The organism is Cutibacterium sp. LaCa_255 (genome assembly GCF_057458005.1).
The window spans coordinates 196,378-209,099 of the sequence record NZ_CP190956.1; the positions used below are offsets into that span (position 1 = coordinate 196,378).

10 protein-coding genes and 1 pseudogene are annotated in these 12,722 nt (G+C 63.8%); 4 read left to right on the plus strand and 7 right to left on the minus strand.

The window, feature by feature from the left end; all coding sequences use genetic code 11:
* The first annotated feature begins 466 nt into the window (after positions 1 to 466).
* The 3 genes from ACP8ML_RS00800 to ACP8ML_RS00810 are packed head-to-tail and all read left to right on the plus strand — an operon-like array spanning position 467 to position 3,005.
* Positions 467 to 1,183, plus strand: a complete 717-nt coding sequence (locus ACP8ML_RS00800; RefSeq protein ID WP_069102934.1) for an ATP-binding cassette domain-containing protein — start codon at positions 467 to 469, stop codon at positions 1,181 to 1,183.
* On the plus strand, positions 1,180 to 2,418 hold the full coding sequence (locus ACP8ML_RS00805) for a DUF7224 domain-containing protein (protein WP_486702981.1): 1,239 nt from the start codon (positions 1,180 to 1,182) through the stop codon (positions 2,416 to 2,418). The genes ACP8ML_RS00800 and ACP8ML_RS00805 overlap by 4 nt, the downstream gene beginning before the upstream one ends.
* A complete protein-coding gene (locus ACP8ML_RS00810; protein ID WP_202726555.1) occupies positions 2,415 to 3,005 on the plus strand; it encodes a hypothetical protein in 591 nt (196 codons plus the stop codon). The genes ACP8ML_RS00805 and ACP8ML_RS00810 overlap by 4 nt, the downstream gene beginning before the upstream one ends.
* A 319-nt stretch (positions 3,006 to 3,324) precedes the next feature.
* On the opposite strand, the gene cydC is transcribed toward ACP8ML_RS00810, so the two are convergent.
* From cydC to ACP8ML_RS00830, 4 genes are all read right to left on the minus strand, one after another.
* Complete coding sequence (cydC, locus tag ACP8ML_RS00815) at positions 3,325 to 4,929, minus strand: thiol reductant ABC exporter subunit CydC (RefSeq protein ID WP_486702982.1); 1,605 nt, start codon at positions 4,927 to 4,929, stop codon at positions 3,325 to 3,327.
* Complete coding sequence (gene cydD, locus ACP8ML_RS00820; RefSeq protein WP_486703060.1) at positions 4,926 to 6,500, minus strand: thiol reductant ABC exporter subunit CydD; 1,575 nt, start codon at positions 6,498 to 6,500, stop codon at positions 4,926 to 4,928. The genes cydC and cydD overlap by 4 nt, the downstream gene beginning before the upstream one ends.
* Positions 6,501 to 6,575: 75 nt before the next feature.
* On the minus strand, positions 6,576 to 7,649 hold the full coding sequence (cydB, locus tag ACP8ML_RS00825) for a cytochrome d ubiquinol oxidase subunit II (protein WP_063279460.1): 1,074 nt from the start codon (positions 7,647 to 7,649) through the stop codon (positions 6,576 to 6,578).
* A 13-nt stretch (positions 7,650 to 7,662) separates the two neighbouring features.
* The gene (locus ACP8ML_RS00830) at positions 7,663 to 9,183 is read right to left on the minus strand and encodes a cytochrome ubiquinol oxidase subunit I (protein WP_486702983.1); all 1,521 of its coding nucleotides are present in this window, start codon (positions 9,181 to 9,183) and stop codon (positions 7,663 to 7,665) included.
* A 131-nt stretch (positions 9,184 to 9,314) separates the two neighbouring features.
* Between ACP8ML_RS00830 and ACP8ML_RS00835 the strand changes: the two genes are divergently transcribed.
* Positions 9,315 to 9,878, plus strand: a complete 564-nt coding sequence (locus ACP8ML_RS00835; protein WP_016666758.1) for a YdcF family protein — start codon at positions 9,315 to 9,317, stop codon at positions 9,876 to 9,878.
* A gap of 114 nt (positions 9,879 to 9,992) precedes the next feature.
* Here ACP8ML_RS00835 and ACP8ML_RS00840 read toward each other — a convergent pair.
* The 3 genes and pseudogenes from ACP8ML_RS00840 to ACP8ML_RS00850 all read right to left on the minus strand — a co-directional run bounded on the left by ACP8ML_RS00840 (position 9,993) and on the right by ACP8ML_RS00850 (position 12,720).
* Positions 9,993 to 10,973, minus strand: a pseudogene (locus tag ACP8ML_RS00840) (IS481 family transposase).
* Positions 10,974 to 11,024: 51 nt separating this feature from the next.
* On the minus strand, positions 11,025 to 11,801 hold the full coding sequence (locus ACP8ML_RS00845; protein WP_063279462.1) for a MerR family transcriptional regulator: 777 nt from the start codon (positions 11,799 to 11,801) through the stop codon (positions 11,025 to 11,027).
* 13 nt (positions 11,802 to 11,814) lie between these two features.
* On the minus strand, positions 11,815 to 12,720 hold the full coding sequence (locus ACP8ML_RS00850; RefSeq protein WP_036975676.1) for a DUF2268 domain-containing putative Zn-dependent protease: 906 nt from the start codon (positions 12,718 to 12,720) through the stop codon (positions 11,815 to 11,817).
* Positions 12,721 to 12,722 lie beyond the last annotated feature (2 nt).

Sequence of the window (12,722 nt, forward strand, 5' to 3'; positions counted from 1 at the left end):
TGGCTAGGGTTGTTTTACGCCGGTGAAACCCAAGTACTCAAAGGAGATTATGATGATTCCTTCGAAGCAAACTGCCAGAGTAGCGGCAGTCGCTGCGGGTCTCGTTGTAGCTGCATCTGTGGCAGTTCCGGCATTCGCCGAAGGCAGTATCAACAGCCACATATCGAATGGGAGAGTGGGTTTTGAGACTCGAAGCTGGTGGGACGGCGATTCTGATGGAGTCTCAACTAGCGTTTCACACTATTCCAAGTGCAACGCCAAATCAGTGAGCTATGAGCTCATGCATGAGTATTCGTGGCGTCCTGATGCCAAGTTGGGTACTAAGGCGCTGCCATGCTCAAAGACGGGATCGCTGTACTGGGGACGTCAAGTCAAGGGTGACTACCATGTGGTCATCCGCGGTATCGGGGGGAAGGCTTCGGTCTCGGTCAACGACTTCCGCATTAAGTACTGACAATTAGTGGCCATGATCGTCGGTGACGTCTCTTTCTCCTACCGGAGAAATCATGAAGTCTTGCATGGTGTGAATATCGAGTTCACGCCGGGTAGGACGGCATTGCTTGGTCCTAATGGGGCGGGTAAGTCCACCCTGTTTGCGCTGTGTTCGGGAGTCACGGTGCCTCAGTCAGGGAAGATCACGTTGGGAACCGTTAAGGCTTCGTCTCGGACGTTGCGTCGTCGCGTGGGATTCATGGGCCAGGCCGTCCGGCCCATGCCGGGGCTGACAGTGCGCGAGCAGGTGACGTACTGCGGGTGGCTCAGGGGATTGAGCGTTCGTGAGGCTTCCGTCAAGGCTGAGCGGGTGATTGAAGACGTCGATCTGATGGAGAAGGCCGACGAGCGCTCCTCCCAGATCTCGGGTGGCCAGCTGCGCCGGGTGGGCTTGGCTCAGGTCCTCGTTGGACAGCCAGAAGTATTGCTGCTCGATGAGCCGACTGCTGGGCTCGACCCGGCTCAGCGAATGCGTTTTCGTGAGGTTCTTGAGCGGATTCCAGATGACCGGGTCACCGTTGTCTCAACTCATCAGGTTGATGATCTTGCCGACGGGTACGACAGGGTGATTGTCTTGTTCTCGGGGCGCGTTGTCTTTGATGGGACTCCTCACGAGTTCCTCGATCTCGCGCCGGAGGATTCGCAGCATCGTGCTGAGGCGGCTTATCTGGGACTGGTGACCGGCGAATGAGGTTTACGACACGACTGCGAACTGCGCCTGGGATCTGGCTGGCACCTCTCGTCGCGCTCGTGTTCATCATGGTCGACCAGAATGCTTCTAGCGAGCCGTACTGGCTTGCCCAGGTGGTTCAGGACACGGCCAGGGTCGTGGTCGCCAATGGGCTATGTGCTTTTGCGGGTGCTTTGGAGGGTAGACGACTTAAAGCTGTTGCCCTTACGGGTAACCGAGTGAGGCCGTGGTGGCGTGTGTTGGCGGGGCCCATAGTAGCTTCGGCGGCAGTAACTACCGTGCTGACGGTGATCTTCATGGTCAAGCATGGATTTGCCTCCCATCCTTTGGGGTGGGCCATCCTCGGCGTGACCTTGTTGTCGGTGTGGTCCTGGACGGTTGTCGGGGTCGCGTTGGGGATCTGGCTGCCCGTTGCCGTGGCCGCGCCATTGGCTCTGGCGGTACCCGTCGCGTGGATGATTTTCCCGCCTGGGATGTCGATTTACTGGCTCCGTCACCTCACTGGCACGTGGATGAGCTGCTGTACCATCACGCAGACACTGAATCCGGTCGTCGTGACAGGAACCCTGGCTGTTCAGCTTGGTCTTCTGGTCGGAGGTGTCATCGCTGCATCGGCCCGGGTGGCACGGCGTGGACGCTGGCTGGTTCTGTGCCTGGGAGTGTTGGCCCTCGTCATGGGGTTCATCGTCGGCGCCGTCCAGGTCAGAGGCCTCGACGCCTTTCCGACCCTTGCGCGTGAAACTGTCGTGAAGTGCCACGCGGTAGACGACGTGGGTATCGACCTGTGTCTGCTCCCGGAGCACGAATCTGAGCGGACGACGATCGAGGCAAGCGCCAAGCGTGTATTTCCAATCTGGAGGCGTGCCGGAATAACTCTCCCGGATGTGTATTCCGAGCAGGCCCTTCCAGGACGCACGGACGTCGTCAATCTTAGCGTTGCCTCAGGGATGACGGGAGAGTCGGAAGTCGTTACCCGCCTCGCGGCAGCTACGGGAAGTCCGTTCTGTTCGACCCCAGATGACGAGGGGACTCGGCCCATCGAGATCATCCAGTACAGCGGTCGTATTGACGCGTGGCTGCGGCAAGTGGCGCATGCGGCTGGCGTTGAGGTTACGCAGGCGGGGGTAGCGGCAGATGATTCTGCTTGGGCCACACAAATGCGGACCAAGGACGCCGCGGTTCAAGCCAGTGCAATACGGAAGATGCAGGAATACCTGCGTGGGTGTCCTCGGTGAGGTACTGGTTCCGCAATCGGATGGCGGGATTCCAGCTTGCCGTGACCGGTGTCCTCGCGACGGTGTGTACTCTCACTGACCCGGGGGAGGTGGCCGTGCCTCCCATTTTCGGCAGTATCAGTGCGGTGATGGTGTTGAACAACGTGTTCGGCCTGGTACTTGCGATTATCTACGCTGTCGGTCTTGCTCGGGCTGATCTGACTGTCGAGGACAGATCCTTGCGTGGCACGGGGATTCTTGACGCCAGCTTGGGGGTAGCGATGTCAGCGATCATGCTGCTGGGGCTCCTCGGCGGGCCAGGAAATGCCAGTGTTGTTCGCGATGTTCCGATACTCCTTGGCATCACGATGGTCGCGGCCCGCTGGATGCCGCGCAGTCTGGCCTCACTGCCTTCCATCGCGTATTTCTTCGTTGGCCTCCTAGTGGGTCGCAGCTACGACGGCGAAACCTGGTGGAACTGGTCAGTGTCTAGTCCATCGGGATGCGTGAGCCAGGGATGGATTATTTCCTCGGTTGTCCTCGGGGTGCTTGCCCTCGTGATTCCGACTCGGAGAGTTCGGCAACATTTCGGCGCGGATGCCGATTGAGCAGCCGTGGGGTCGGGTCACCCTGTGAGTTGTTTTCTTGACGGCGGATCGTGTCGCAGAAAACCGATGCTGATCTGTCGTTGCTGACTAGTCATCGGCTGCTGCGACGCTCGTGCCACTGGCATTTGGACTTGGCAACCGACGTGTGTGGTAAATCGGTAGGGAGTTGGGTCTCATGCCAGTTAAGGTGGTAATGCTGGGTTTTGTGCACCGGATTTCCACGGCAGGGGTCGGGGATAACGCGGCGCCTCGGTGGGCACGGTTGGCTGGCGGGGTGGCGTGGCCTGTGACGAGGATGCGGACGGCTGGACCAGCGCCGTCACCTGATGTGCCACACTCGGTCACACCGGGCCATGACAGCGGGGTCGTGGGTGATGACAAGTTTGGCGGCTTTGGGGGTGGACGCCCACAGGTCATCCATGATGGCGGTGGCCGTCTCGACGTCGAGGTGCTCACTCGGCTCGTCGAGGATGAGGACATCATGGGCCGAAGGGTCTTCGGATGTGTCGTGGCTGACGAGCACCCTAGCCAAGGCGAGTCTTTGTGCCTCGCCACCGGACAAGGTCCCGCCGTCTTCGGCCACGACTCTTTCTGGCGGGATGGTCAATCCGGCTCGGCCCAAGGCCGTGACGACCTCCGACTCGGTGGCGTCCCTGCACCCGATGCGCACGTTCTCGCTGATCGAGGTTGCGAAGACATGAGCGTTCTGGGCCAGGTACCGCACCCGTCCGGTCGTCGTCACGGAACCGGCCAGCGGCGGGATGAGTCCCATGATGGTTGCGGCGAGGGTCGTCTTGCCGATACCCGACCGCCCGACGACGGCCACCGACTCCCCGGCAGCAACCGTCAGATTCACATCGGACAGCACGGGGTGGCCACCCGGCCACCCGACCGTCAATCCGTCGATGACGAGGGAGGGCTCCTCCTCAGATGCCCCGGCGGTGGGGGAGTCTCCTGTCCCGACTTGCGGGGCGTCCAACACCTCGACGACCCGCAGTAGTGCTGCCTTGGCCCGGGTGTGGGTCTGGGCAGCCCCGGTGAAGGCACCGAACACCTCGTGGAGGGCCAGTGGGGTCAGGACCAGCACGGCCAGCGTCCGTCCCCCAATCTGGCCGTCCGCAACCGCATTGCCACCGATCCACAGAGCGGAGACGACGGCCAGACCGGCTGCCAGGATCTGTCCGGCCGTGCCGAGCCCGCGTCCCCAGGCTGCCTTGCGCTCTGCCGCTCGCAGCCGGGAGTCGACCTCCAGCACGTCGGCCAGGATGGCGTCCTGAGCCCCATAGGCAACGAGGTCAGGAGCGCAATGGGCCAACTCGCGAGTGCGGTCGGCCAACTGACCACGCAGCGGCACCAAGGAGGAGTCGGCAGCCCGGGACAGGTGTTGGGTGATCGCCGGCATGACGACGGCCGCCAGTAGGGCCGACAGCAGTAGAACCGCAGCCGAAGCCAATGAGAACCGGGCCAGCAGGACCGTCGTGCCAATGATGACGAGGCTTGACGCGCACGCCGGAACGATCACCCGCACGACCATGTCCAACACCGCGTCGACGTCGGCAGTAACCCGCACTAGCAGGTCACCCCGGCGACGTCCCAGCAGGGTGGTGCGCGACAGCCGGTCGTAGACCCGCATCCGTAGCGCCCCCTGCATCCGTAGGGCCAGGTCATGGCCGATGAGACGTTCGGCGTAACGGAACACTCCTCGGGAGATACCGAAGAACCGCACCCCGACAGCCGCGGCCTCCAGATACAGCACTGGCGGCATCTCCGCGGCCCGTGACAGCAACCATGCCGAGACACCCATGAGGGCCACCGATGCGCCCGATGCGCAAGCGGCGAGCACGGTGGAGAGCACGAGCAACCAACGGCCGCGCGGGACGTCCTTAAGGAGACTCGTGAGTAGTTGGGTGGTTCGCGTGTTCATGCGTCCACCTCCGCCGAGAGCTCGACGACCGTGTCAGCTGCCTCGATGACGTTGCGACGATGGGTCACGACGAGCACTGACGCTCCCGAGGCTCGCACCGCGTCAAGGACCGTGGCCTCGGTGGTGGCATCGAGACCTGCGGTTGGCTCGTCGAGGACTAGCAAACCGGCCCCGGCCTGTTCGACTCTGACCAGGGCACGTGCCAGGGCGACGCGACGTCGCTCGCCGGCCGACAAACCCTCGGCGTCGTCGTCAACCCGCTTGTCCAGCGGGATGGACACGGCACCACAACGATTCAGGGCATCGCGAAGCACGGCGTCGGGGGCTTCTGGGTATCCCAGCTGTACATTCTGCGCCACCGTCCCGGCCATCATTGCGGGAGCCTGGGGCACATAGGCCAACTGACGACGCCACGCCTGCCAGACGGACTCGTTGGCTCCGACCAATTCCACATCGCCACACCGGATCGACCCGGAATCGGGGTCGATGAATCCCAACAGGCATGACAGGGCGGTCGTCTTGCCACCACCGGAGTGTCCGACCAGGGCGACGAGGTTCCCTGGATCAATCCGCAGGGACAACCCATCCGGCGCTGGGCGATCGGCGCCCTCGTAGGTGTGAGTCAACCCACTGACGACCACCGGAACATCCCTCGGTGAGGGCATGTCGACGTCGCCGTCGTAATCCATCGGTCGTCCCGACTCGATGAGACCGAAGGACACCTCGGCAGCGGCCATCCCGTCGGCGGCGTCGTGGAAGAGGGCGCCCACCTGCCGCACCGGCAGGAAGACCTCGGGGGCGAGGATGAGGATGAACAGGGAGGTGTGCAGATCCATGCCACCGGCAGCCACCCGGAAACCGACGGTGACGGCCACCAAGGCCACCGACAGGGTCGCCAGCAACTCGAGGGCGAAGGAGGACAGGAAGCTGATGCGCAGGGTGCGCATCGTCTCGTCGCGGTTGGCCGCCTCGGTGCGGCGCAGGCCCTCGAGCTGGGCGCGAGCCCGTCCGAAGACCTGCAGGGTGGGCAGGCCGGCGACCAGGTCGGCGAAGTGGTTGGCGAGTCGGGTGGCGACCTTGAACCGTTTCGCCACGGCCGCCTCAGTGCGCCAACCGATGAGGGCCATGAAGAGGGGGATGAGGGGGATCGTCACGACGACGATGATCAGGCTCTTGATGTCCTGAAAGCCGATTGCGGTGGCCAACACCACCGGAACGATGACGGCCAGCACGAGCTGCGGCAGATACTTCGAGTAGTACCCGTCCAGGGCGTCAAGACCCGTCGTCACCAGATTGATGAGGGTTCCCGACGGCATCGTCGCATCGGTGGGACGCGACAATCTGGCGCTCAGGATGTCGCGTCGCAATTGCGACTTGACTGACGCTGAAGCTCGATGAGCCAGGGATTCTTGCAGCCAGGCGAGGCAAGCTCGACCACAGAACACCGCGGCGAGCAGCCCGCACCACATCGCCACGCCGTCGAGATGATGGGTGGCGAAGACCGACGAGACACCACGGGACAGCAACCAGGCCTGTGCGAGGATGAGCACGGCCGTGGCCACGCCCACCACGCACAGACCTGCGAGGAAGGGAAGAGTGGCCCGCGCCCGGCGAACCAGGCGCGGGTCGAGCGGAGCCGCCACGGATCAGGCGGCCACCGCAGTGTCCGGAATGGCCTCGCGGGTGAGGCGCTTGCGGAACACCCAGTAGCTCCAGATCTGGTAGGCCAGCACGATCGGCACGAAGATGCAGGCGCTGATCGTCATGATCTTCAGGGTGTACGGCGTCGACGAGGCGATCCACATGTCGAAGGGGATCCCCGACGGGCGATAGCCGAGATTGCCGTACATGGCGATCATGGAGGCAACGATCATGAGGGCGATACCCAGACCGGTGCACAGGAAGGCCAAGCCCTCGCGTCCCTTGGCGACGACGGTCGAACCGGCAGCCAGCAGCACGACGACGAGCAGGCCGAGGATCCAGGTCAGCACCTGGCGTCCGTCGTTGGTGACGTACATGATGTTGAACATCAGGGCCCACACCAGAGCAACGGCGGTCGCGATCCACCCCAGCTTGGCCGAAGTCTTGCGAGCCCGGTCGTGCATGTCACCCAGCGTCTTGAGGGCGACGAAGTTGGCCCCGTGGGCGCAGAAAAGCACCACGAACAGGATGCCGCCGATGAGGGCGAACGGGGTGAACAGGCCCCAGAAGGAGGTTGTCACCAGCGGGGCGACGCCACCGTCAGGAGTCGGGTGCGGACCGACGGCCAGGCCGCGGACGAAGTTCGCGAAGCCGACGCCGAGCACCAAGGTGGGCAGGAAGGATCCGATGGTGGCCATCCAGTCAAAGGTGTTGCGCCACTTCGAGGACGGGTGCTTCGAGCGGTACTCGAAGGAGACACCACGGATGATGAGGCCGAGCAGCACCAGCAGCAGCGGCAGGTAGAGGCCGGAGAACATCGTCGCGTACCAGCCGGGGAAAGCCGCGAAGGTGGCACCACCAGCGGTGAGTAGCCACACCTCGTTGCCGTCCCAGGTCGGGCCGATGGTGTTGACCATGAGGCGACGGTCCTTGTCGTCACGTCCCATGAAGGGAAGCAGCATGGCGACACCGAAGTCGAAGCCTTCGAGGAAGAAGAATCCAACCCACAGGACGGTGATCAGGATGAACCAGACGATCGTCAGGGGCGAATGAGCAGCAGTTTCAAGCACAGGAAGCATGTCGGTGACCTCCTCAGTATGCGAAGGACAGCGGAGTGTCCTCGCCCTCGACAGCAGGTTGACGACGTTCTGGCAGTTCAGGCAGGCCCTTCTTGAGGGTCTTCCAGAACAGACTCACCTCGACGACGGCCAAAATGCCGTACACCGCCGTGTAGACGATGGTCGAGAAGAGCACGCTGCCGGCGGAGACACCGGGTGAGACAGCCGCCGTGGTGGGCAGCACACCCGCGACGATCCAGGGCTGCCGTCCCATCTCGGAGAAGATCCAGCCGAAGGAGTTGCCGAACAGCGGCAACAGCGGCAGGCAGATCATGAAGAAGGTCAGCCAGCCGTGCGGCTTCGGGTTGCGGTCACCGCGCATCGCGATGAGCATGATGAGGCCGACGAGGCCGCCGATCATGCCGAGGGTGATCATGATGCGGAAGGTCCAGTAGGAAACCGGGATGTTCGGCTCCAACTTGATACCGTTGGCGTCGATCTTCTGGCGCAGCGCATCCTGGTAGGAGGACTGCAGAGAGGTCTGCGTCCCGTCCTTGCGGTGGTAGGTGTACTCATGAACCTGGTAGTTCTTGAGCTCGTTGATGCCCTTGATCTCTGAACCCCACTTGCCGTTGCCGAGGAAGCCGAGCATGCCGGGGATCTTGATGGCCCACACCTCTTCGGAGCCGTCCTGGTTGCCGATGGTCAGCACCGAGAAGTCCGAGGTCGTCTCGTAGGCGCCTTCGGCAGCGGCCATCTTCATGGGCTGGGCGTCGGTCATGACCTTGCCCTGGTAGTCACCGCTCAGCACGATGCCGACGCAGGCGACGATGAGGACCCAGGCGCCGAACTTCGAGGCCCAACGCCAGGTGCGCACGGTCTCGGCCTCCTCGGCGTCAGAAATCTGAGAGGTGGCGCGACCCCTGGCGACCTTGGCCAGGTGCCAGAAGGCGATTGCGGCGATGAGGGCACCTGCGACCATGTAGGACGCGGAAATCTGGTGAAGGAAGGTTGCCTTGAAGACCGGGTTGGTGAGAACGGCACCGAAATCGGTCAACTCGGCGCGATGGGTGGCGGGGTTGTATGTGGCACCCACGGGGTTCTGCATCCACGAGTTGGCCGCGAGGATGAACACCGCGGAAACCATGGTGCCAAGGGCGGTCAGGTAGATGCAGGCCAGGTGGACTCCCTTGGGGAGCTTGTCCCACCCGAAGATCCACAGGCCGATGAAGGTCGACTCCATGAAGAAGGCGAGGAGGGCCTCGAGGGCCAGCGGGGCGCCGAAGATGTCGCCGACGAATCGCGAGTACTCCGACCAGTTCATACCGAACTGGAACTCCTGCACGATTCCGGTGACGACGCCGAGGGCGAAGTTGATGAGGAAGAGCTTGCCGTAGAACTTGGTCAGGCGAAGATAACGGTCGTTACGGGTCTTGAGCCACACCGTCTGCATCACTGCCACGAGCATCGACAGCGCGATCGTGATCGGGACGAAGAAGAAGTGGTAGACCGTCGTGATCCCGAATTGCCATCGGGCGATCAGTTGGGCATCCATGGCGCGCACCCTACTATTCGGCGGCCCAGGTTTTGGCGCTCAGGGTCGCGTTGCGCCAAAACGGATGAAAATCCTGTACCAACGTCCGTCGTCACGGCGGTGCTGGTCGATGATTTGCCCGATGGGTGAAAATGGGTAGCGTGAGTCGATCGGGTCGTCGGTGGTGGCCTGTCGTCGTTGGGGTGCTTGTCCTGCTCGTGGTCGCGGAGGTGCCGCTGGCAATCGGGGTCCTTCGGCCACGCCTCGAGCCGGTCCCGAGGAGGACTGACGTTGTCTACGCCATCGGACCGGCGGATTTCCACATGGCCCAGGCCCGTAACCTCATGCGCCGTACGGGGGCCTCGACACTCGTCGTGACCATCAGCGTCGACCCGAGGACCGGCGAGGAGTACCGCAAGGATTTCTGCGACCCGTCCCCCCATTGGAAGGTCATCTGCCTGGTGCCCGACCCGTACACCACCCGAGGTGAGGCGGCGACCCTGCGTGACCTGGCGGCGCGTCATCACTGGTCCGACGCCGTGGTGCTCACCGATCCCCCGCACGTCACACGCACGCGCATGTGGATGGACAGGTGTGCGGCGATCCCCGTCACCGTCGTCGAGTCGACGGACCGGGCCTCCCGGCACGTCAACCTTCGGAAGGTCGCCTACCAGTCGGCTGGATGGGTCGTGGGACAGGTGCAGAGCTGTCCGTGAACCGGTCGCCGCGGCGGAGCCTGCCCATGATGACGATTGAAGCGTCAATCAGCCGGGCTTCCCGATCGGAGGATCCCATGTCCGCGACTCCACGCATCGGCATCATCCTCGGTTTCACCTGCCCCGGTCGCGTCCGTGACTGGTGCCCTGACTGGAGATATTGGTCAATCGTGAGAAGGGAGGCTGGTTCCCGCAAGCTGTGTGGGGCCGATGATGGTTGTCGAAATGCAACCAGCCATGAAGCTCGCCGCGCCGTTCGGTCTCGGAGGTATAGCAGCGGATGGAGGCCCAGCCGTCAGCCAGAGTGCGGTGAAAGGGCCCCACCTTTCCATTGGTCTGCGGCCGACACAGCCTGGTGGGCTTGTGCTTGATGCCGAACTCTGCGCAGGTGTCTCACCACAGGTGTGAACGATAGACGCCACCGTTGTCCGACAGGCCCCGCTCGACGGCGACACCTCCGGTGTTGAACCACTCGACCGCCCTCACCAGCACAGCGATCGCAGTTACAGCAGTTTCATCATCGTAGACCTCGGCATAGCCGACACGGGAGTGACCGCCGATCACAGTGTGAACGAAAGCCCCGCCCATCAACGGATCCCGGTACTTGTTGCGGGGCTTGCGCGGTGCGGCCACCCGATTCTTCTCGCCCTGGCGCCGGCCGACGTAGCGCCATCCCCCGCCCTCAAAGATGCTGCCGAGCTTCTCCACATCACCGTGCAACATCACCCCAGGGCAGTCATGCTCGTAGCACCGCACCAGCTCACCCGTTGTCCGGTCGACATGCGACAGACGGTTCAAGTGGGCGTCTGTCAGGATCCGGTGGACCGTCGACGGGGCGATCCTGAGCTGGCACGCGAGCTGCACCGGCCCCTCACGCAGACGAAGCCGCAGGCCGACACAGGCCGGGCGGTCTGCGGGCTGGTCTTGTTCGGCAAGCGGTGCGGCCGGGATGACCTGTCCTGCATGGACTGCCCGGTAGTGGTTGGCCCAACGCTTCACGGTCGGCCAGGAAACCTGGAACCGGGCAGCGACCTCACCGACCAGCCAGCCGTCCTCGACGACGAGACGAGCGACGAGCAGGCGGCGGCGCGGCATTGGCGTGGGACATGTGCAAGCTTTCTGGACGAGCCCCGCGCTCGCCCAGGCTCACTTCGGGTAGTGCTCGTCGGTGTAGCGGTGCAGTGCCTGGGCGGCGAACGCGGCGGCTTCGGCGCCGCCGAAGGCGGGATGGAAGTCAGAGCTGGTGGCGTAGAGGTTGGCCATGCCGTGGAGCATGGCGCGTGTCTTGGCGGTGTCCCCCACATGGGCGGGGGTGCCGGGGATCTGGGCGAACCAGGCTGTGTGAACCGCTGCGTGGTCTTGGGCGGTCGTGTCTGTTGGGGCGATTCCTTGGTCATACAGCTCGCCCCAACGAGCCAGGAGCCCTTCGGCGTCGGCCTGGAACTGTCGTTGCTGGTCGATGCTCTTGGCGTGCCACCAGCGGTTCGACTGCTCAAACACCTCGCGGCCCCACCGCTGGGCGACCTCGTCCTCGTAACGGTCGTTGAACCCTTCGAGCACCATGTCCACCCGGGGCTGTCGACCTGCGCGACGCATCACCAAGGTGTGCTCGACCGCAGCGATGCGCCTCGCAAGGGCATCCTGGTCCCGGCGTAGCCGGGTCAGGTGAGCTTCGAGAGCTTCGACTTCGACACCATGGTCAGCCTCGTCAGCCAGCACCGCCTTGATGTCGGTCAGGGACAGGCCGGCATTACGCAGCAGCAGGATCCGTTGGAGTCGCGCGACTGCGGTGGGTCCGTAGTGGCGGTAGCCGTTGGCGCCGATCCGGTCCGGGACCAGGAGACCGATCTGGTGGTAGTGGCGCAGGGCCCGTGGGCTGATGCCAGCCCGGTCCGCGAGTTCGCGGACAGTCCACTCCACCATCGCGCTCCTCCTGTCAGCACTTGTGTCGCGGCAGGCCCAATTGTGGCAGGGCGACGTCGAGGATCTCGGAAGCCGGCGTGGTGACACACTCGGCTGCCTTGCGGCCGGTCGCTTCCAGGTAAGCCTGGGCAATGCGGGCCCCGGCCGCGTATCCAGCGCCGGTGGGCAGTCCGACCGGCGTGGAACCGAACAGGCGAGCGCTCGCGTCGCCGAGGACCCAGGCGGCGAAGTCTTGCATTCCTGTCACGTCCAGACCCTTGACGACCTTGCGCAGAACGTCGTCGCTGCGGCGGGTGTGATCGGTGACGAAGTGCGTGTAGCCGCGCCGTCCATAGGACTGGGCAGCGAACAGGTCGGCCAGCCCCTCCGCGACGACGTGCTCCCCAACCGTGACGGTCTGCGGGTTCCACACGATGCCACCGGGCGAGTAGCGCACGTTGTGGTGAAGCTCGTGCAGCGCGATCGCTTCCAGCCGGTCGACGACCTCGTCCGTGGGCCAGACCGTGATCGCGATGTAGCCACTGATACCGCCGAAGGCCGACAGGCCACGGATCTCATCCACGAAGTGCCGATTGGTGGGATCACCCAGGACCAGCAGCACCGTCAGGTCGGGAATCGTCGCCCCAGGACAGGCCGTCCCCAAGTCCTGAGTGCCCTGCGTGAGGGACTGCTCTATGCGGCCCCAAGCGTCGGCCTGCTCCAACCGGTGGAGGGCATCGACCATTTCCTGGCGCGGAGCACCCGACCCGAAGCCGAAGTTCTGCCCGTGAACTGCGGCCATGTCGGGACCACCAGGAATGAAGAAGTACATGCCGGCCATCGGCTCCCACAACCGGCGTGCCGCCTCCGGCCACTGGCCAGGGGAGCTGTGGAGCATGGCGCGCATGCCTGCGGCGCTGTCGAGCATCGTGATTGTCATGC

Excerpts from the sequence above, each read along its gene's own strand:
- ACP8ML_RS00800 (WP_069102934.1), top strand. The coding sequence starts at position 467 with ATGATCGTCGGTGACGTCTCTTTCTCCTACCGGAGAAATCATGAAGTC.
- ACP8ML_RS00805 (WP_486702981.1), top strand. The coding sequence starts at position 1,180 with ATGAGGTTTACGACACGACTGCGAACTGCGCCTGGGATCTGGCTGGCA.
- cydC (WP_486702982.1), bottom strand. The coding sequence starts at position 4,929 with ATGAACACGCGAACCACCCAACTACTCACGAGTCTCCTTAAGGACGTC.
- cydB (WP_063279460.1), bottom strand. The coding sequence starts at position 7,649 with ATGCTTCCTGTGCTTGAAACTGCTGCTCATTCGCCCCTGACGATCGTC.
- ACP8ML_RS00830 (WP_486702983.1), bottom strand. The coding sequence starts at position 9,183 with ATGGATGCCCAACTGATCGCCCGATGGCAATTCGGGATCACGACGGTC.
- ACP8ML_RS00835 (WP_016666758.1), top strand. The coding sequence starts at position 9,315 with ATGGGTAGCGTGAGTCGATCGGGTCGTCGGTGGTGGCCTGTCGTCGTT.
- ACP8ML_RS00845 (WP_063279462.1), bottom strand. The coding sequence starts at position 11,801 with ATGGTGGAGTGGACTGTCCGCGAACTCGCGGACCGGGCTGGCATCAGC.
- ACP8ML_RS00850 (WP_036975676.1), bottom strand. The coding sequence starts at position 12,720 with ATGACAATCACGATGCTCGACAGCGCCGCAGGCATGCGCGCCATGCTC.